We start from the raw sequence: 17,489 nt of genomic DNA on the forward strand, positions 1-17,489 counted from the left end.
CAGTATTTCACCAAGTTAAATAAGGATAAAAAATGAAGACATCTCGTAGAGAATTTTTAAATTACAGCTCTGCTTTTGCATTAGCAAGCAGCATGCCTTCGCTTGTATTCGCTCAAAGCAAGCCCTTATTTGAATCTATCAACATGTTCATTCCAGCGGCTCCTGGTGGCGGTTGGGATAGCACTGGAAGAGCGATTGAGGTGGCAGCTAAAGATGCTGGACTAGTTGGTTCCTTTCAGTTTGAGAATGTAGGCGGTGCTGGTGGTATGGTGGGTTTACCTCGTTTTGTAAATCAACGTAAAGGTCAAGGTAATGCACTTATGGTTGGTGGCTCTGTAATGGTTGGAGCGGCAATAACCAATAAGAGTCCAGTGACAATGGCTGATGTCACTCCAATCGCTTGCTTAACTGAAGAGGCTGGAATTATTGTGGTTCCGGTTGATGGAAAAATTAAGACTTGGAAAGAGTTTGAGGAGGCAATTAAAGCTAACCCTAAAGCTGTTTCTGTAGCTGGAGGTAGCGCTGGTGGAACTGATCATCAGTTACTCGGTTTAGTTATTAAGGCGCTTGGTAAGAATCCAAGAGATGCAGCCTACGTAGCTTTTGCTGGCGGCGGTCCAGCTAATGCAGCTATTTTGGGTGGCCAAGTGGTTGCAGGTATCTCTGGCTATTCTGAGTTTGCAGAGCAGATTAAAGCTGGCAAGATGAAGGCACTTGCAGTGTCAGGTAATAAACGTATTCCTGGTGTTGACGTACCAACTTTAAAAGAATTGGGTGTGAATGTAACTGCAGCAAATTGGCGCGGTGTTTTCGGAGCTCCTGGCATTAATGCAGCCCAGAAAGCCGCTCTAGTAGATTTAGTAACCAAAATGCACGATACCAAGGGCTGGGCTGAAACTTTGGAGAAGAGAAAGTGGGCCGATGCATTTGTTGCCGGTGCTGCATTTGAAGCGCAGATCAAAAAGTATATTGCTGAAACCGAGACCGTTTTAAAAGAATTAGGTCTTGCATGAATACCCGCTTAGTCGCCAGTTTCTTGCTGGTGTTTTGCGGGGTAGCAGTTTGGCAGGTCTTGAGTATTCCTGAGTCAACTATGTACTCTGAGGTGGGTCCAGTATTGGCCCCCTCAATACTGGTTGGCTTACTCTCCTTGCTGGGTGTTTTTTACTTGCTTTCAGCAATCGGCAGCAAGGCTCCTGATTGCGTTCATCAGGAAGAAGAGCGACCATTACCCGGTGGTTCAAGACGGGTTTTGTACTTGCTGGGCGGCGGTTTTGCCTTTATTTTGCTTACCAAATTAATTGGCTTTTTAATACCAGCAACGCTTTGTGGTCTTGGGGTCTCCATGGCCTTTGATGCCAAGTTTAATATCAGAACGATCTTGATGGTCTTGGCTATTGCCGGTGCTTTTTGGACCTTATTCTCTGCGATTCTTGGTGTTGACTTAGGCCCGCTCGTTAACTTTAGTTTTTAATTAAAGATCGCTATGAGTTCATTTGATTCTCTAATGCAGGGATTTGCAGTTGCTTTGCAGCCTATGACATTGATGTACGGTTTTCTTGGTTGCTTGGTAGGGACTCTGGTAGGCGTACTTCCTGGTATTGGCCCGGCACTCACAATCGCCTTATTGCTACCCTTAACATTCAAGGTTCCTGCGACTGCAATTTTTGTTTTATTCGCCGGCATCTACTATGGCGCCATGTACGGGGGATCAACTACATCGATTCTGCTGAATACTCCAGGTGAGTCCGCAACTATTGTGACCTCACTTGAAGGTAACAAGATGGCGCGTCGCGGAAGAGCTGGCCCAGCACTGGCTACAGCAGCGATTGGAAGTTTTGTGGCCGGCACAATTGGCACAATTGCATTAACTTTTTTTGCACCTTGGGTGGTGAGTGCGGCTCTCGCATTTGGTCCAGCCGAATACTTTAGCTTGATGATGCTCGCCTTGGTAACAGTCTCTGCTGTATTGGGTAGCTCAGCACTGCGTGGGCTGATTAGTTTGGTTGCAGGCTTGTTATTTGGTTTGATTGGGATTGACTTGCAAACAGGGCAACCTCGTTTTACCTTTGGCCAGCCGGAGTTTTTGGATGGAATTGAAGTCACAATCGTCGCGGTCGGCTTATTTGCAATCGGCGAGGCCTTGTATTTAGCCTGGCAGGGTAAAGAAAATAAAAAGACTGAGGTTCTCGCTGTATCCGGAAGTTTGTGGCTATCTAGAGAAGATTTTTCAAGGTCCTGGAAGGCCTGGATTAGGGGTAGTTTATTGGGCTTCCCAATTGGCGCTATGCCTGCTGGTGGCGCAGAGTTGCCAACCTTGCTTTCCTATTTTGCTGAAAAGAAGCTCTCCAAAAAACCAGAAGAATTTGGTCATGGCGCTATTGAAGGCGTTGCTGGACCGGAGGCTGCAAATAATGCTTCCGCCGCTGGCGTGTTAATGCCCTTGTTAACATTGGGTATCCCAACTTCTGCTACTGCAGCTATCATCTTGTCTGCCTTTGAGTCTTATGGCATCCAAGTTGGCCCAACCTTATTCGCTCAACAAAGTGGCTTAGTCTGGACTTTAATTGCTAGCCTCTACATTGGTAACGTGATTTTGCTGGTGCTTAATTTGCCTTTGGTTGGCTTGTGGGTCAAGCTGCTGAAGATTCCGCCGCAATGGCTTTATGCAGGAATTGTGGTTATCTCAGTCGCTGGTGTCTACGGTTCGTCAAACTCCGTTTTTGATGTAGGCCTGTTATTTTTCTTCGGCATTCTCGGGTTCGGAATGCGTCGCTTTGACTTTCCTGCTGCGCCGATGATTATCGGCCTTATCTTAGGGCCGATGGCCGAGCAATCTATGCGCCAAGCGCTGACGATCAGTCAGGGTAGTTGGAGTACCTTTTTCGTTCGCCCAATCTCTGGCACTTTGATGGTGGTGGCGATTGCATTATTGCTTATTCCAAATGTGCTCCGCTTCATTAGGAGCCGTAAGGTTTCGGCTTAGATGAAACCTGCTCCACCAATAATTGCTCCCAGCGCAATGAGGTAGAGAGGGTGAATTTTTTTAGATAATACGGTAACAATGATGACGATAATTGTCAGAAGAGTTGCCGTCCAGTGGTTATTAAAACTCCTAGCTAATTCCCATGATGATGCTAGCACTAAGCCTACTGCGAGAGCAGCAGCAGCATATTGAATCGTTTGTTTCTTTTCAGGGTCTTGAATGCCAGTGATATAACGCTCAAGAAAAAAAACCATAATAGAAGATGGCCAGCAAATTGCAATCGATGCCACTAAGGCCCCTAGTACTCCATAGATATCCCACCCAATTAGTGTAATGGCCATGAAATTAGGGCCTGGAGCTGCCTGCGCAATTGCGAAATAATCGGCAAAAGTTTGAGCGCTAATCCATTTTTCTTGAATGACTACAAGGTCAAAAAAGGTGGGTAGTACTGCAATAATTCCACCAAAAGCAACTGCAGATAAAAGAGAAAGTTTAATAAATAAGGTCAAGAGTAAGGTCATTGTTTTCTAACCTTTTTTCTTGCGAAATAGAATGCAGCCGGAGCAACAATGAGGACCACCCAACCGAGTGCTAAATTGAAATACGCGCCGGCAACAATAGTGAGTGCAATCACTATGAGCATGGGAGGGTAGCAAAACTCATCTTTGAGCATTTTTAATCCAGTGCCGGCAATGAGTCCTACCCCTACCGCAGCAATCCCTTTTAATGCACCCTTTACGTACTCTAAATAGCTAAAGTGTTCATACAGAACAGCGAGTAAGATGACTATGAATATAGGACCGAGAGTGAGGCCTCCTACTGCCGCAAGTGAGCCGCGAGCTCCACCAAATCTAGAGCCAACGCAGACTGCCACATTGATCACATTGGGACCGGGCATGATTTGGCATACACCGAGAATTGCGCTAAATTCTTCAGAGCTCAACAGCTTGTCTTTTTCAACAAGACCGCGTCGCGCCCAAGGAAGCACGCCTCCAAAACCAGATAAACCAATTTTGCTAAAGCAAATGAAGAGTTGAAAAGGGGTGATTTTTTTCAAGGATAAACCGATGCTATTGACAGTCAATTAAGGTATAAATGGATGAGGGATCGGTTTGCCGGCAATCCATGACTCTAGAGTTTCAGTCACCTTATTTGCAAAACTCTCCATGATTGGCTCTGCTACAAAACCAAGGTGTGGAGTGGCAAGTAGATTTGGGGTGTTACGCAGTGCGCTATCTAGTGGGAGTGGCTCAACGTCAAACACATCGATTGCTGCTTGCCTTGGTCTGCCAGATTCAAGCGCCTTGAGAAGATCTGACATATTGATTAAGGTTGACCGGGAGGTATTGATCAGAATGGAGTCTGGCCTCATTATGGCCAATTCATTTTTACCAATTAAGTCTTTAGTGCCAGCTCCGGCAACTAAGTGCATTGTTACTACTTTGGATGTCTTTAGTAATTCCTCGAGGCTGACAGACTTTGCGTTTTCAGCTGCAGCACGTTCTGGGGTCATTCGCGGACTCCAGGTAACAATCTCCATGCCTAGAGCTGCTCCAACCTTCGCTACTCGACTACCAATCGACCCCAAACCCATAATTCCGAGACGTTCGCCTGCAAGCAGCGGGAGTACTGAGAACTCATCTCGCCAACCACCTGAAGAGATGAGCTTGTTTTCCTCAACTAATCGCTTGGATGCTCCAAGTATTAGCGCCCATGTTAATTCTGCAGTGCTTTCTTTGGAAGGCCCCCCTGGACTACAGGCGATGGGAATATTGCGGGATGTAAGGGCAGCTACCTCGAGAGTGCCATTCCGCGCACCAGTGAACATTAAAAATTTGAGCTTGCTAAGCCTCGCGATCATTGCCTCATGGAGCGGGGTACGATCTCGAACTATGACGATGGCATCAGCATCTTTGATTGCCTCATATAACTCCTCATTTAGCAGTGGCTGATGATGGATATTGATATTGGCTAGCTTATCCAGGCTATCCCAATTGGAGAAGCGCCGCAAAGAACGCTCATAGTCTCCAAGAATCACAATGTTTGGTTTTGAGCTCATCTTTTAAGGCGCCTCGATAGGTTTAGTCTGGAGTGCAAAGATTTAAGATCTTTTTCAGATCAGTTGCTTTACCTAATTGCCATAGCTCTGAAATCAGTTGACGCGTCTTTTCTTTACCTATGATGGGTTCTGCCAGGCTAGTAAACTTTTGCTCAAGTTGGGCATCGCTCATTGGGTTTTCAACTGAGCCGATGGCATTCTTAATGAAGATATGAACTTCTTCACCATTCTTGAGGAAGGCTTTGATATCTACAGAAGCTTCACTAATAGAAGTGTCAGTAGTCGCATTTACTTTTGCGCGTAATGCAACGACATCTGCTCGGTTAACGATATCGTCAGCATATTCGCCTTCGCCAGCTTGACCAAAGATCAATCCAACTGCACAGCCGTGGTAAACACTAAATTTACCCTCTAGACCATCTTTCGGTGTTTTCTTACCGGTCAATTCCAATACAAGCGGGTGGGCACGTAATTCAATACGCTCAATATCTTCCGCTTTTACGCCTTTGGCACGCAATTGTGCGCAGGCATCAATCGCTGGGTGAATAACAATGCCGCATGCGAAAGGTTTGTAGGTATTTAGGGAGATTTCAAAAGACTTGCCGAGCTCACGATCAATTTCTGACCAATCGCACTTAGTGGATACAGTTTGCATGTAGCCGCGACCTGCCTCTAGCGCTTTAGGGCTGGAGGTGAAGCCATGCTTAGCCAGCAGTGCGGAAAGTTGACCTGCTCGTGCTGCACCACCTGGGTGGAAGGGTTTGGTCATGGTGCCAAATTGCTCGCGCATACCAACTGGCTGAGAGGCTGCAATACCTAGAGCCATAGTCGTTTTTTGAAGATCAAGACCTAAAAGACGTGAGCAGGCTGCTGCAGAACCCAGCATGCCAGTGGAGCCGGTAATGTGCCAGCCACGATGGTAGTGATCCGGATACATAGCATTGCCAACGCGACAGGCCACATCAACCCCTAAAACAAGTGCGTCAATAATTTGACGTCCATTCACATGGGTGTGCTCACCAAGCGCCAAAATCGCTGAAGCCACTGGGCCAGCCGGATGAATTACCGTCTTTAGATGAGTGTCATCAAAGTCAAAGGTGTGCGAGCTAATGCCGTTAATTAATGCGGCTCCACCCATATCAACTTTATCCTTGCGACCCAGAATACTCGCCTGCTGTGCTGGCTGAAATTCACGGATAGCAGCTAATGAAGATTCAACGCTTTCATGATTTGCTGCGCCGATTGCGCAACCTAACCAGTTTAAAAATGTGCGATGAGCCTCGTGATCGACCTCAGGACTCCAGCCCTGACTTGGGTGTGAAGTAACAAATTCAGCCAAAATTTTTGTGACCGGTGGAGCATTGAGATCTGCTGCTGCAGCAATAGCCTGAGACATGTGATTTCCTAGATATTTTTTAAATTGAGTTATTAGGTCTTTAAGGTATTAATTTTCGATTTCAATTTTTCGGTCTTTTGCCACTTTTGTCCAGCGAGCAATATCTTCTTTCACGTATGTAGTGAATTGCTCTGGCGACATCGGCATGAGTGTCATTGCTTCGCTGGCCATTTGCTCAGCAAGATCAGGAGAAGCTAATACCTTATTGAGCTCCGTATTCAACTTTCTGACAATAGCTTCAGGCATATTGGCTGGTCCTGTAATTCCATACCACTGCTGACCATCAAAGCCGTTATAGCCAAGTTCTTTAAAGGTTGGAATATTAGGTTCAGCTGGGCTGCGTTTCAGACCTGTCACTGCCAGTGCTCTTACTCGATTGGATTTAAGGTAGGGCACTGCTGCAAATAGAGATGGGAGCATTGCTTGAGTTTGCCCAGCCAGTAGATCAGTGAAAGCAGGCGCAATACCCCTGTAGGGAATGTGTACCATAAAAATATCGGCCCCAAGTTTGAATTGCTCGACTCCAAGATGGGTTAGTGAACCAGGGCCGGCAGAGCCATAACTCAGTTTTGCGGGATTTTTCTTGGCATATGCAACAAACTCTTTTAAATTTTTAGCCGGTACATCCGGATTGATAACGAGCACGTTAGGGGTTGCTCCAATCATGCCAATTGCAGTGAAGTCTTTGATAGCATCGTAAGGTAGCTTACGAACGGCAGGGTTAGTTCCATGAGTAGCAACATAAGAGACCAGAAGTGTGTAACCATCGGGCGCTGCCTTAGCTACGTATTGAGATGCGATAGTGCCACCACCACCACCCATATTTTCAATGACGATAGTTTGACCAAGGTTCTTGGAGAGCCTATCAGCTACCTTGCGCGCCAAATTATCCAAGCCACCACCAGCCGCAACTGGTGCAATAAGCTTAATTGGCTTGTTGGGGTAGCTTTGTGCTGAAGCCATAGGCGCAGCCAGTAGCCCTAATGAAGAAGTAATTAATGCACATAATGCGTATTTGGTAGCTTTATTTTGTATCAGTTTCACGTGGTAAATCCTTGGAATTGTTTGAATAAGTGCTGAATTTATATAGAATTCTACTATTGATAGATTTATATATTTTTTTTAGGAAAACGCCATGATTTTGGAGCACTGTGACATTCAGATTGACCCCTCTAAGCAGTCAGCGTTTGAGGAGGCTATTGTGCGTGGGGTTGAGACGGTGATCTCAAAAGCAAAAGGTTTTCAGGGTTATAAGGTCAACCACAGTTTGGAGACCCCATCACGCTATTTATTGCTTATCTATTGGGATACATTGGAGAATCATACGGTTGATTTTCGAGGTTCAGATGCTTTTGGCGATTGGCGTGCCATCGTGGGACCATTTTTCACGAATCCGCCTGTGGTCGAGCATATGACCCTAGTGGATAAATCTAAGTAAAGCATATACCGCGGATTAGTTTTTACATAAACCCGTTGCTCTTATAAAAATCAACGAGATTTTGATTAAATACTATAGGTTGCTCCACATTGGAAATGTGACCTGCATTGGGTATTTCTGAAAAGACAGCCTTTGGCATCTGCTGCTTCATGGCGTGTGACATTTCTGGTGGGGCACCATGATCATGCTCTCCCACCAAAATTAATACTGGACATTGGATTTCTTTTAAGCGTTCGAACGTATTAATTTCAGATATTGCTTGGCAACACCCAGAGAAGCCGTTGACAGAGGTGGATGCAATTCCCTCGGCAATCTTTCGAATGGTTTCTGGATTGGATTTTCTAAAGTCATCTGAAAACCAGCGACTTAAGGTGCTATCTACCATCTCAGTCATGCCTTCAGCTTTCGCCTTAGCAATGCGATCACCCCACATTTGCTTGGCATTCTCTGGTCTCTTGCTGGTTGTGTCTGCTAAGACTAGCGAGTGAAATAAATCGGGATATTGGAGAATTAAAGTTTGACCTATCATGCCACCCATCGATAGGCCAATCCAATGGGTTTTCTCTATCCCTAAAGATGTAAATAGGTCACATACATCTAGTGCTAAATCTTCTAAATTGTAAGGATCAGTCGGGGCTGAACTTAAGCCGTGACCGCGAGTGTCAAAACGCAATACCTTGAAATGAGATGTTAGTAATGAAAGCTGTGGATCCCATGCACTCATATTGCTGGCTAAAGAGTGGGAGAGGGTTAGCCATGGACCCTCACCCTCAATTGCATAGGCGATCTCGTTACCGTGCCTGGTAACAACTTTCTCTATCGGCATGTATTTATTCTGGCTTAATTCCGGATTGCTTTGCTAAGCGCGCAAAATCAATAATCTCGGCAGCTATGAACTTGTCGAATTGTTCGGGAGTACTCGAAACGGCAGTCGTACCCAGTTCATCAAAGCGATCTTTTATGTTTGGAAGCTCAAGAATGCGTTTGACCTCCAGCGCAATTTTTTGAAGAATGGCCTTAGGAGTTTTAGCGGGGGCCATTAAGCCGTACCAAAACTCCCATTTATATCCTGGAACTCCTGACTCAGCTACTGTTGGTAATGTTGGCAGATCTTTAAATCGCTTTGTGCTGGTGATGGCAATTGCCCGTACTTTTCCAGCTTTCACGAGATTGATCGCGCTTGCATAGGGGCTGATAAAGAAATCTACCCTCCCAGACATGACTTCAGTAATCGCATCCGGAATTCCCTTAGTAGGAATATGTAACAACTCAGTGTTGGTTTTAGCTTGTATGAGCTCAGCCGCAAAGTGCGAGCCACTACCAATACCTGCTGAACTATAAGTGACCTTGCCAGGATTTTTGGCTGCGTAATCAATCAACTCTTTCATGGTGTTGACTTTGATGTTTGGTGAAACTAATACCAAAGCAGGGCCTGTGGCAGTGAGCGTTACTCCAGAAAAGTCTTTGATTGGGTCAAAGGCTAGTGTCGAATAAATAGCTGGTGAAATTGCAAATGCGGAAGAGATGGAGAGAAGTGTGTATCCGTCAGAGGGTGCATTCGCAACGAATTGCGCGGCAATATTACTGCCAGCACCCAATTTGTTTTCTACTACTACGGGTTGCTTCCAATTCTCACTCATCTGCTGCCCAATGACCCTAGCAGCAATATCAGGAACTCCGCCTGGAGAAAAGCCTACGATAATTTTGATAGGTTGGGTAGGGAATGATTGCGCATGGCTTGCATGAGCAAATAGGCAAAAAGCCAGCAGGAGAATTTGTTTGGCAAGACTAGAGAGTATGGACATTTTTTTTCAAATAAAAGTAGTACGTTAGTAATACTAACCATATTTGAGTCTGAGGGTAAAGCAGGGTGATGAAGTCTTTAAATGGCTTCAGACTTCACCTTCCCCTTGAGCCCTATTAAATCCTAGTTAAGTCAGCCAAGGCGCTTTTGCTAATACTGGCTTCAAACCCGTTTTTTGAATTCTGTCCGCCACCTCTTCTGAGGCCAAAAATTCAACTAAATGTCGTGCCTGTTCCTCTTTTTGAGTGCCGCTTCCGATCCCTGCAGAAAAGAAGAAGGATCGCTGCGCCTCGGGCGGAAGGTCGCCCAAGATTTTGATTCCCTCAATTGGCAATAATTCACTCATCTGCTGAAATCCAAGATCAGCCTCGTTTCTCATCAAAATTGTGCCCACTCGCTCGCTCAATATTTTTTTGGCTTTCACTGCCATTTCATCGGCAATTCCCAGTTGTGGAAATAACTCGGTGGAAAGATAGGTGCCACTAGCGCTAGCGGAGTAGGCCACTCTGCCAAAAGTGAGCAGGGTGTGTTTAAGTGCTTCAAGCGTACTAATATCGGGCTCTGGATCGCCCTTGCGGACAGCTGCTGCAATTTGGGAAGAGACTAAATCAACCCTAGTACCTTTTTTAATTTGACCCTTCAGGATGAAGTTATCTAGAGCTGAGCCCGCCAAAATAAAGACATCAAACTGTTGCCCTTGGCTGATTCTGGTAGGTATAGAGTCATGAGCCGCGCCAATCGATGATCCAAAGGCCAGATCAACCTTGACTTGATATTGACTCTCATAAAGAGGCACGAGATCTTTTAGGGCTGCTGCAAATGCCCCTGAAGTAATGACTTGCAGGGGTCCCAATGAAGATGTGCCGATATCTTTGGTCATTAATTTAATCTACAGTAATCTTTGCGCTCTCCACTACCTTTTTCCAGCGAGCTACTTCTTTTTGTACAAGATTTTTCAATTGCTCAGGGGTGCCAGTTTCGACTTCGGCGCCTTGATCCTCAATTTTTTTCTCGTTAGCCTTATCGTTCAGAGTCAAGTTTAATTCTTTATTGAGACGATTAATAATTGCAGTAGGCGTCTTTGCTGGTGCAAACAGTGCATACCACTGAGTGACACTCATATTTGGTATGCCTTGTTCTCTGAGGGTGGGAACATTAGGGAGTACGCTGGAGCGTTTTTCACCTGCAATACCCAATGCCCTTAATTTTCCACCAGTCACAAATGGAAAGGCGCTAAATAAGCTTGGAAACATGACTTGGGTTGTGCCGCCAATCGTATCGACCAGTGCTGGTGCTGATCCTTTATAGGGAACGTGCAGCATTTGTGTGCCGGTATTAATTTGAAACAGCTCTGCAGTGAGATGCGGTGCAGTTCCGATACCAGCAGAAGCGTAGCTAATTGAATCAGGTTTGGACTTGAGTAGCGCCACTAATTCTTTGGCATTAGTTACCGGCAGACTGTTAGTGCTAACTAGCAGGGTAGGTGAGCTGGCAACCATGCCAATCGGCTCAAAGTCGGCAATAGGATCATACTTCAAGCGTTGAAGTGCTGGGTTGATGCCATGCGTAGCAATATAGCCCCATAAGATGGTGTGACCGTCTGGTACCGCACGTGCGACAAATTCAGTAGCGATGGCGCCATTTGCCCCTGGCTTATTGTCAACAATGACTGGTTGTCCCAATTTTTGACTAAGGCCTTGGGCAACAATTCGAGCCATTGCATCATTCGCGCCACCAGGCGCTGTAGGCACAATAATGGTGACGGTTTTGGTGGGATAGGCTTGCGCAAATGCAGAACCTGAGAATAGGGTTGTGATGCACAGCCCGCTCAAAACGAGGGTTTTACGGATATTAATCATTGAAATTCTCCTAATGTCGATTAGTGGTCGAGATTTTTGCATTATTCTGAAGTTTTACATATTGCAATATTGACAACGCTAGTTTAGCTTTTGCTTCTTCCGAATAGACGCCTCTAAGGGTATTGACTCTAGGCTTGGCTCAAGTGCCTCACGCTCATCAAATACAAAGCAAGTGCCGGTGTAGTGGGCAGATCCTACCTCCTCAAAGTATTTGAGAATGCCACCTTCTAATTGGTAGCTATGTTGCATCCCAATCTCACGCATGTAAAGGCCAGATTTTTCGCAGCGTATACCTCCAGTGCAAAAGCTGACCAAAGTTTTATCCATGAGCTCATCCTTATGTGCTGAAATTGCCTCAGGAAATTCTGTGAATTTATCGATATTAAAGTGCAGCGCATTTTCGAAAGTCCCGTACTCTACTTCGAATGCATTTCGGGTATCCACCATGACCACGGGCCGACCTAAGTCATCAGTACCACGGTCAAGCCACTCCTGTAATTTCTTTGGCGTAATAAAGTTTGCACGACCTTGCTCTGGGCGAATCATGGGGTGATTCATCCGGATAATTTCATTCTTTATTTTGATGAGCATTTTTTTAAATGGCTGCGTTTCAGACCAGCTATCTTTAGATTCCAGTGATTTGAAGCGAGCATCCAGTCGCAACCAGTCTAAAAAGCTACGTAATTCAGGCTCATTACCAGCTAAGAACATATTGATGCCTTCGCCAGTTAATAAAATAGTCCCTTTGAGATGTCGAGCATTGCATTCATCCAGAATTTTGGCGCGTAACTCGACTAGATTGTCTAGGCTGACAAATAAGTAGGCGGCTATGTTCAGAATCGGTTTCATGACTAATCTTCTGTGGTGATAGACGTATTATCGATTAAGACTGCATTAGAGTGATAATCTAAGCACTTTGTATACCTAACTAATGAATATCTATAGGGGCGACTATGTCTGAACGTCTAATTCCTTATCAGCCAATGGATTTGGCAGAGCCTGCCGAGCTAGTGGCTGCAATACGCCAGCGTCGGGGTGGCCAGTTTATTAATTTGGACCGCATGTTATTGCACAGCACTCCGATCGCTAAGGGGTGGAATCACTTTATTGGTGAGATTCGCAACAACCTTTCATTGGATCCAAAATTGCGCGAGCTCGGCATGTGCGGGGTAGCTGTTCTCAATGGCGCTGAATATGAATTTTTTCATCACGCTCCTCCATTTATTAAAGCAGGTGGAACCGAGGAGCAAGTCGAGGCATTGCGTTTGATTGGTCAACCAAGTTTTCCGCGTGCCATTTTCTCTTCTCTGGAGAATGATGCGGTAGATCTCACATTTCAGATGACCCGCAATATTCAGGTTGATGGTGCTTTGATGAAACGCTTACAGGTCGCTTTGGGTAATACCGATGCCGTTGAGCTTGTGACTGTGGTTGCAGCCTATAACATGGTCTCGCGATTTTTAATTGCATTGGATGTCAATCCAGAGGAGCATCCTCCTGAGTAATTCATGATCCAGAACTCCACTATAGACTGGATTGAGGATGGTCAGGATTGTTCGGCGGTTTGGCATTCTGAAAACGGTATAGCGGCTCACAAAAAAGTAGTCACTGCTGATGACACTCTGACTGCGGATGATGCTTACCATTTAGCTTGTGAAGGGACTGCGATACTTTGGAGGGGTGATTTTCAGAATGCCCGCCAGCTATTGCAGGCCCTAGTTCGACGAGTTGATAAACCTTCAAAAAAATCTCAGCGTGCAAGCAAAAGGTTTGGAAAGACAGGAGAGATCGCCTCTCAAAAATCTGTAAAAGATATTTTTAATCAGCATCGCCTCATTCAGTCGCAAAGGGCTCGAATACTAGGCATGCTCCTGATTCAATGTAATCCTGATCACACTATTTCTTTGCGCAGGGCGCCTGATATCTCAGTAGCTTGTCATGAGGCGTATGGTGCTGCGACCCAATCTTATGTAGTGTCTTTGCGAGAGCTGCTAGGTGTAATTAGTGCTCATGAATGGCGCAAGAATGGCCTTCCTATTTTGGCTGATGGCGATGGCGAACCTGTTTATGTGTACCCCCATTACGGCGTTTTCTCTCCAGTACGAGGTGAGTACATAGAGTTAGTGTGTAACGCTACGTTGCCTAAGGCGCTAGATACAAACAATATCGCCTTTGATATTGGTGTTGGCACTGGTGTGCTATCTATTATTTTGGCAATGCGCGAGGTTGAAAAAATTATCGCTACCGATCAGGATGATCGTGCGCTTGCTTGTGCTAAAGAAAATATTGCATTATTAAATTTAGACTCACGAATCGAAATTGTGAAAGCCAATTTATTTCCCGCAGGAAAGGCTTCCTTAATTGTTTGTAACCCGCCTTGGATACCTGCCAGACCCAGTTCTACTTTAGAGCACGCTGTTTATGATCCAGAAAGCCAAATGCTCAAGGGATTTTTAGCTAGGTTGAAAGACCATTTATCGCCTCAGGGTGAGGGCTGGTTAATTCTCTCTGATTTAGCAGAGCATCTTGAGTTGAGAACCCGTCAAGAATTACTTAGATGGATTGAGCAAGCTGGTTTAGCGGTCTTAGGTAGGGCGGATACTAAACCCAAACATCCAAAAGTATTTGATGATTCCGATATGTTGTATTTCGCAAGAGCAGCTGAAATTACTTCTTTGTGGCGCTTGGGAATCAAACACTAAGCATCAGTTTTCTAAGCCATACGAATACCCCTAGTGTACTAATGCCCTTAGGTTGAAGGGTTGTGTGCGCAAACTATTTTCCATAAAATAAATGAGAATGATTTTCATTTGTAATACATAAATGTAGTGGCTGGGGGAGATAGATTTGCTGAGAAGTTTAAGGATGGTATTTCATAAGGATGTGCTCACAATCCTTGTAGTTCTCTCTATACATTTAATGATTTTGCTTGCTGCGAGTCTTTATACACAAACCCATTCAGTTTTATTGTCGAGAGAAATCATGACCCTAAATCTTCTGGTGGATTCAAGTGAACGGCATGTATACACACCACCTAAAAAAACGCTAGGTCTTAGTCTTAGCTCTAAAGACGCAACAGTAGCGGCCCTCTCAATGTTGACTGCTGATCATGCTGATTCCACATTACCCTCATCATCTTTAATGGGTAAAGATATTAAATCGCGAGAGCAGTTTTCAAATCCAAGGCCACCATATCCTCTGGCGAGCAGGCGCATGGGGGAACAGGGGGCTGTCGATCTGCAGCTTTGTCTGAATCAGCAGGGCCATGTTGAAAGCGTTGCAGTAATGAAGAGCTCTGGCTATAGGCGGTTAGATCAGTCAGCTGTAGAAACTATTAAAACCTGGAAATTTTCAGCGCTAGAAATAGTGACCGAGCCATTATCTGATTGCTATCGTTTACCCATACATTTTAGATTGGAAGCCTAAAGTGAATCTTGATTTCCAAGTACTGAACCAGGAATCCTATTGCATAGCGAAAGGATTAGAAAGGGTAGTTTCAAGTGCTGCCTTGTTGGGGGAAGACAAATCTATCGTCATTCTGCACGGTGGGGAAAGATATATTTTAAGTATCACTAAGTTGAGAAAATTAATCTTGACCAAATAATCTTTTTATTAACTCATTAGCCAGCAAAAGTATCTTGATATGCAAATAGCCAGCGATTTTTTATTTATATCTCTGGAGATTGCATATGAAACATCAACGGGTCGCGCTGGCCTCAAGTATTGCCCTAACGTTTGGATGGTCGCTTGCCATAGACATTCATGCTCAAGAAATTGATTTGCCGAGGATTGATATTGTGGGTCGCGAAGATAATGCGCGCTCTAAAATTCCTGGGACTGTAGATGTAATTAATCAGAAACAGTTAGAAATACTGCAGCCTTTATCACTTCAAGACGCCTTAAAGACTGTTCCTGGTGTCAACATTCGTGGTGATGAGGGTGGTCTAGGATCTATTCCCAATATTGGAATTCGTGGCCTTAATCCGAATCGTAGTCAAAAGGTTTTGTTATTAGAAGACGGCGCACCTATTCACCCTAGTTTGTTTATTTCTAATGCATCCTATTACAGTCCACCAGTTGATCGCATGAGTGGGATTGAAGTCTTGAAGGGTGCCTCGGGGTTGCAATATGGCCCATCAAATATTGGTGGAGTGGTGAATTACCTAAGCAAAACCCCAGAGCAGGGATTTAAACTTTCTGCTAAAGCTGGTAACTATGGCTATCAACTGGCTCAAATTGAGGCTGGTGGCAAGTCAGACTCTAACGGAGCTATCGCTGGTGTAAATATTATTAAATCAGAATCGAATGGCTATCAGGACAATGGCTACCAAATGAATGACATCCTATTCAAGGCGGGTGTCAGTATTAATCCAGATCAATGGTTGAGTATTAAATACACTCACTATGACAATAATATTAATACCTCTTATGTGGGATTAAGGCCTAATCAATATAGTAGTAAGCTAAGCTCAAATCCAGCTCCTAATGATTATTTTGTGACACAAAGAAATGCTGTGGACATCAATCATTCCTGGGAGATAAGTCCACTTACTAAGCTCAATACTTTGCTTTATTGGAGTAAGTTGGACCGAGACTATTGGCGTCAAAGTATTAGTGCTCGCAATGCTGATGGGACGGTCTTTAAAGCTTGTGATGGGATCACTAATTGTATGTTTGGCCGTAATCGTGAGTTTCAGATGCTCGGTATTGACTCCCGCGTTTCTCATGAATACAGGGCTTTAGGTATTCAGAATGCGTTTGAATTTGGAGTGCGGCTACATACCGAGTCGCAAATTAATCAAATGGTGGCATCTACTAGTTATGCAAAATCAGGTAGGGTTTCTGGTCATGAAGAAAATAAAGCCAATTCGATGGCAGTCTTTGCTCAAAACCGATTTTTGATTACTAAGGACTTTGCCCTTATTCCTGGTTTGCGCCTAGAAAGTTATCAGCAAACTCGTAACAATATACTCACTGATAAAAGTGGTAGCGCAAAAAATTTAGAAACTATTCCACAATTCGGTGCGACATGGCAGGTGATTCCAGAGTTACAGATTTACTCAAGTGTGTATAAAGGTTTTGCACCTGCGCAACTAGCAACTGCAATTAATGAAAAAGGGATTGATCAGCAATTAGCTCCCGAGCGCTCTACCAATATCGAGCTTGGACTAAGGGGAAAAAATTTAGGGTTTACCTATGATGCTGCCTTGTTTAGCATGAACTTTAGCAATCAAATTGTGAATCAAAGTCTTTCAGCTGGAATTACTAAAGCTAATGGCGGCAAGAGCTTGCATCAAGGTATCGAATTAGCATTGGGATTTGAATTAGTTCATGGCTGGAGTCTTAGTGGCAACATGACCTATATCCCAGTAGCAAAATTTGTAGGAAGCTCCTCAATGGGCAATGATGGTAATCGAATCCCTTATACGCCTGACCTGGTATCGAATTTCGGTGTGAACTATCAAAAAAATGGCTTTAATTCTTTAGTAAGCCTGAACTACTTATCACATCAATTTGCTGATTCAGCAAATACAGTCAATTCAAACTCAACTGGCACATTAGGCGAAATACCGTCAATTACCACTGTGAATTGGAGTGCAAATTACTCAATTAGTAAAAGTCTAAAGATCTTCGGGGTGGTTAATAACCTGTTTAATAAACGTTACATCTCGAGTAGAAGCCCTGACGGCATTTTTGCTGGAGCGCCTTTGAATTTTCAGGCTGGCATGAGTTACCAGTTCTTTTAATGTTCCAATATAAGATCCAAGGTAATCATTTTGCAAATAATTGACTTGGATCTTCCAAAGCTTTGATCTCCCAAGCATTTGCAGCAGGGCCAAGGAAAAACATGGTGGCCCACTCTCTTAATTGTTCCTTAAATCGAATCTGTGGCTCAATGATGAATTTCATGCTGCTGCTAATTAGGCTGTCTGCCAATACATGCCAA

General features: G+C 44.5%; 20 protein-coding genes. 9 read left to right on the forward strand and 11 right to left on the reverse strand.

What is annotated here, in order from left to right; translation table 11 throughout:
• Positions 1 to 32: 32 nt before the first annotated feature.
• Genes ICN43_RS04500 through ICN43_RS04510 form a run of 3 tightly spaced genes read left to right on the forward strand, consistent with a single transcriptional unit; the run spans position 33 to position 2,986 of the window.
• On the forward strand, positions 33 to 1,013 hold the full coding sequence (locus ICN43_RS04500) for a tripartite tricarboxylate transporter substrate binding protein (protein ID WP_216197407.1): 981 nt from the start codon (positions 33 to 35) through the stop codon (positions 1,011 to 1,013).
• Positions 1,010 to 1,474 (forward strand): tripartite tricarboxylate transporter TctB family protein, encoded by a 465-nt coding sequence (locus ICN43_RS04505; RefSeq protein WP_216197408.1) that lies wholly within the window; start codon positions 1,010 to 1,012, stop codon positions 1,472 to 1,474. Before ICN43_RS04500 ends, ICN43_RS04505 begins: the two co-directional genes overlap by 4 nt.
• Before the next feature lie 12 nt (positions 1,475 to 1,486).
• Positions 1,487 to 2,986: a tripartite tricarboxylate transporter permease gene (locus tag ICN43_RS04510; protein ID WP_216197409.1), complete on the forward strand. Its 1,500-nt coding sequence runs from the start codon at positions 1,487 to 1,489 to the stop codon at positions 2,984 to 2,986.
• On the opposite strand, the gene ICN43_RS04515 is transcribed toward ICN43_RS04510, so the two are convergent.
• From ICN43_RS04515 to ICN43_RS04535, 5 genes are read right to left on the reverse strand one after another with little or no spacing between them, the layout of a single operon-like run.
• Positions 2,983 to 3,507, reverse strand: a complete 525-nt coding sequence (locus ICN43_RS04515) for a chromate transporter (RefSeq protein ID WP_216197410.1) — start codon at positions 3,505 to 3,507, stop codon at positions 2,983 to 2,985. The two genes, ICN43_RS04510 and ICN43_RS04515, sit on opposite strands and share 4 nt — an antisense overlap.
• Complete coding sequence (locus ICN43_RS04520) at positions 3,504 to 4,043, reverse strand: chromate transporter (protein ID WP_216197411.1); 540 nt, start codon at positions 4,041 to 4,043, stop codon at positions 3,504 to 3,506. The genes ICN43_RS04515 and ICN43_RS04520 overlap by 4 nt, the downstream gene beginning before the upstream one ends.
• A gap of 27 nt (positions 4,044 to 4,070) precedes the next feature.
• Positions 4,071 to 5,045 carry a D-2-hydroxyacid dehydrogenase family protein gene (locus ICN43_RS04525; protein ID WP_216197412.1) on the reverse strand — a complete coding sequence of 325 codons (975 nt, stop codon included), beginning with the start codon at positions 5,043 to 5,045 and terminating at the stop codon, positions 4,071 to 4,073.
• A 22-nt stretch (positions 5,046 to 5,067) separates the two neighbouring features.
• Positions 5,068 to 6,441, reverse strand: coding sequence for an MmgE/PrpD family protein (locus ICN43_RS04530; RefSeq protein ID WP_216197413.1), 1,374 nt, complete (start codon positions 6,439 to 6,441; stop codon positions 5,068 to 5,070).
• Positions 6,442 to 6,489: 48 nt separating this feature from the next.
• A complete protein-coding gene (locus ICN43_RS04535; RefSeq protein ID WP_216199901.1) occupies positions 6,490 to 7,404 on the reverse strand; it encodes a tripartite tricarboxylate transporter substrate binding protein in 915 nt (304 codons plus the stop codon).
• A 172-nt stretch (positions 7,405 to 7,576) separates the two neighbouring features.
• On the opposite strand from ICN43_RS04535, the gene ICN43_RS04540 reads away from it, so the two are divergent.
• Entirely contained in the window at positions 7,577 to 7,879 is a 303-nt protein-coding gene (locus ICN43_RS04540) for an antibiotic biosynthesis monooxygenase (protein WP_216197414.1), read from the forward strand.
• Between the two features lie 22 nt (positions 7,880 to 7,901).
• On the opposite strand, the gene ICN43_RS04545 is transcribed toward ICN43_RS04540, so the two are convergent.
• The 5 genes from ICN43_RS04545 to ICN43_RS04565 form a co-directional block, all read right to left on the reverse strand.
• Positions 7,902 to 8,705: an alpha/beta fold hydrolase gene (locus ICN43_RS04545; protein WP_216197415.1), complete on the reverse strand. Its 804-nt coding sequence runs from the start codon at positions 8,703 to 8,705 to the stop codon at positions 7,902 to 7,904.
• A gap of 4 nt (positions 8,706 to 8,709) precedes the next feature.
• Positions 8,710 to 9,684: a tripartite tricarboxylate transporter substrate binding protein gene (locus ICN43_RS04550; protein ID WP_216197416.1), complete on the reverse strand. Its 975-nt coding sequence runs from the start codon at positions 9,682 to 9,684 to the stop codon at positions 8,710 to 8,712.
• A 126-nt stretch (positions 9,685 to 9,810) separates the two neighbouring features.
• A complete protein-coding gene (locus tag ICN43_RS04555) occupies positions 9,811 to 10,563 on the reverse strand; it encodes a substrate-binding domain-containing protein (RefSeq protein ID WP_216197417.1) in 753 nt (250 codons plus the stop codon).
• A gap of 4 nt (positions 10,564 to 10,567) precedes the next feature.
• Positions 10,568 to 11,542, reverse strand: coding sequence for a tripartite tricarboxylate transporter substrate binding protein (locus ICN43_RS04560; protein ID WP_216197418.1), 975 nt, complete (start codon positions 11,540 to 11,542; stop codon positions 10,568 to 10,570).
• A gap of 78 nt (positions 11,543 to 11,620) precedes the next feature.
• Positions 11,621 to 12,391: a sulfurtransferase gene (locus ICN43_RS04565; protein ID WP_216197419.1), complete on the reverse strand. Its 771-nt coding sequence runs from the start codon at positions 12,389 to 12,391 to the stop codon at positions 11,621 to 11,623.
• Positions 12,392 to 12,495: 104 nt separating this feature from the next.
• Between ICN43_RS04565 and ICN43_RS04570 the strand changes: the two genes are divergently transcribed.
• From ICN43_RS04570 to ICN43_RS04590, 5 genes are all read left to right on the forward strand, one after another.
• Complete coding sequence (locus ICN43_RS04570; protein WP_216197420.1) at positions 12,496 to 13,047, forward strand: carboxymuconolactone decarboxylase family protein; 552 nt, start codon at positions 12,496 to 12,498, stop codon at positions 13,045 to 13,047.
• A gap of 3 nt (positions 13,048 to 13,050) precedes the next feature.
• Positions 13,051 to 14,244, forward strand: a complete 1,194-nt coding sequence (locus ICN43_RS04575; protein ID WP_216197421.1) for a class I SAM-dependent methyltransferase — start codon at positions 13,051 to 13,053, stop codon at positions 14,242 to 14,244.
• 280 nt (positions 14,245 to 14,524) lie between these two features.
• Complete coding sequence (locus ICN43_RS04580; protein WP_216197422.1) at positions 14,525 to 14,968, forward strand: energy transducer TonB; 444 nt, start codon at positions 14,525 to 14,527, stop codon at positions 14,966 to 14,968.
• A gap of 1 nt (position 14,969) precedes the next feature.
• Entirely contained in the window at positions 14,970 to 15,146 is a 177-nt protein-coding gene (hemP, locus tag ICN43_RS04585; RefSeq protein WP_370623153.1) for a hemin uptake protein HemP, read from the forward strand.
• A gap of 85 nt (positions 15,147 to 15,231) precedes the next feature.
• Positions 15,232 to 17,289: a TonB-dependent receptor domain-containing protein gene (locus ICN43_RS04590; RefSeq protein ID WP_216197423.1), complete on the forward strand. Its 2,058-nt coding sequence runs from the start codon at positions 15,232 to 15,234 to the stop codon at positions 17,287 to 17,289.
• 25 nt (positions 17,290 to 17,314) lie between these two features.
• On the opposite strand, the gene ICN43_RS11260 is transcribed toward ICN43_RS04590, so the two are convergent.
• Positions 17,315 to 17,452: a hypothetical protein gene (locus ICN43_RS11260; protein ID WP_216197424.1), complete on the reverse strand. Its 138-nt coding sequence runs from the start codon at positions 17,450 to 17,452 to the stop codon at positions 17,315 to 17,317.
• Positions 17,453 to 17,489: the final 37 nt, after the last annotated feature.

Origin of the sequence: Polynucleobacter sp. UK-Mo-2m-Kol15 (assembly GCF_018881505.1) — a bacterium.
Classification (GTDB): Bacteria; Pseudomonadota; Gammaproteobacteria; order Burkholderiales; family Burkholderiaceae; genus Polynucleobacter.

What these genes read in the sequence shown, in the direction of transcription:
- ICN43_RS04575 (WP_216197421.1), top strand. Translation starts at nt 13,051, where the DNA reads ATGATCCAGAACTCCACTATAGACTGGATTGAGGATGGTCAGGATTGT.
- ICN43_RS04570 (WP_216197420.1), top strand. Translation starts at nt 12,496, where the DNA reads ATGTCTGAACGTCTAATTCCTTATCAGCCAATGGATTTGGCAGAGCCT.
- ICN43_RS04550 (WP_216197416.1), bottom strand. Translation starts at nt 9,684, where the DNA reads ATGTCCATACTCTCTAGTCTTGCCAAACAAATTCTCCTGCTGGCTTTT.
- ICN43_RS04525 (WP_216197412.1), bottom strand. Translation starts at nt 5,045, where the DNA reads ATGAGCTCAAAACCAAACATTGTGATTCTTGGAGACTATGAGCGTTCT.
- ICN43_RS04565 (WP_216197419.1), bottom strand. Translation starts at nt 12,391, where the DNA reads ATGAAACCGATTCTGAACATAGCCGCCTACTTATTTGTCAGCCTAGAC.
- ICN43_RS04510 (WP_216197409.1), top strand. Translation starts at nt 1,487, where the DNA reads ATGAGTTCATTTGATTCTCTAATGCAGGGATTTGCAGTTGCTTTGCAG.
- ICN43_RS04580 (WP_216197422.1), top strand. Translation starts at nt 14,525, where the DNA reads ATGACCCTAAATCTTCTGGTGGATTCAAGTGAACGGCATGTATACACA.
- ICN43_RS11260 (WP_216197424.1), bottom strand. Translation starts at nt 17,452, where the DNA reads ATGAAATTCATCATTGAGCCACAGATTCGATTTAAGGAACAATTAAGA.
- ICN43_RS04590 (WP_216197423.1), top strand. Translation starts at nt 15,232, where the DNA reads ATGAAACATCAACGGGTCGCGCTGGCCTCAAGTATTGCCCTAACGTTT.
- ICN43_RS04555 (WP_216197417.1), bottom strand. Translation starts at nt 10,563, where the DNA reads ATGACCAAAGATATCGGCACATCTTCATTGGGACCCCTGCAAGTCATT.
- ICN43_RS04505 (WP_216197408.1), top strand. Translation starts at nt 1,010, where the DNA reads ATGAATACCCGCTTAGTCGCCAGTTTCTTGCTGGTGTTTTGCGGGGTA.
- ICN43_RS04545 (WP_216197415.1), bottom strand. Translation starts at nt 8,705, where the DNA reads ATGCCGATAGAGAAAGTTGTTACCAGGCACGGTAACGAGATCGCCTAT.
- ICN43_RS04540 (WP_216197414.1), top strand. Translation starts at nt 7,577, where the DNA reads ATGATTTTGGAGCACTGTGACATTCAGATTGACCCCTCTAAGCAGTCA.
- ICN43_RS04560 (WP_216197418.1), bottom strand. Translation starts at nt 11,542, where the DNA reads ATGATTAATATCCGTAAAACCCTCGTTTTGAGCGGGCTGTGCATCACA.
- ICN43_RS04530 (WP_216197413.1), bottom strand. Translation starts at nt 6,441, where the DNA reads ATGTCTCAGGCTATTGCTGCAGCAGCAGATCTCAATGCTCCACCGGTC.
- ICN43_RS04500 (WP_216197407.1), top strand. Translation starts at nt 33, where the DNA reads ATGAAGACATCTCGTAGAGAATTTTTAAATTACAGCTCTGCTTTTGCA.
- ICN43_RS04535 (WP_216199901.1), bottom strand. Translation starts at nt 7,404, where the DNA reads ATGGCTTCAGCACAAAGCTACCCCAACAAGCCAATTAAGCTTATTGCA.
- ICN43_RS04515 (WP_216197410.1), bottom strand. Translation starts at nt 3,507, where the DNA reads ATGACCTTACTCTTGACCTTATTTATTAAACTTTCTCTTTTATCTGCA.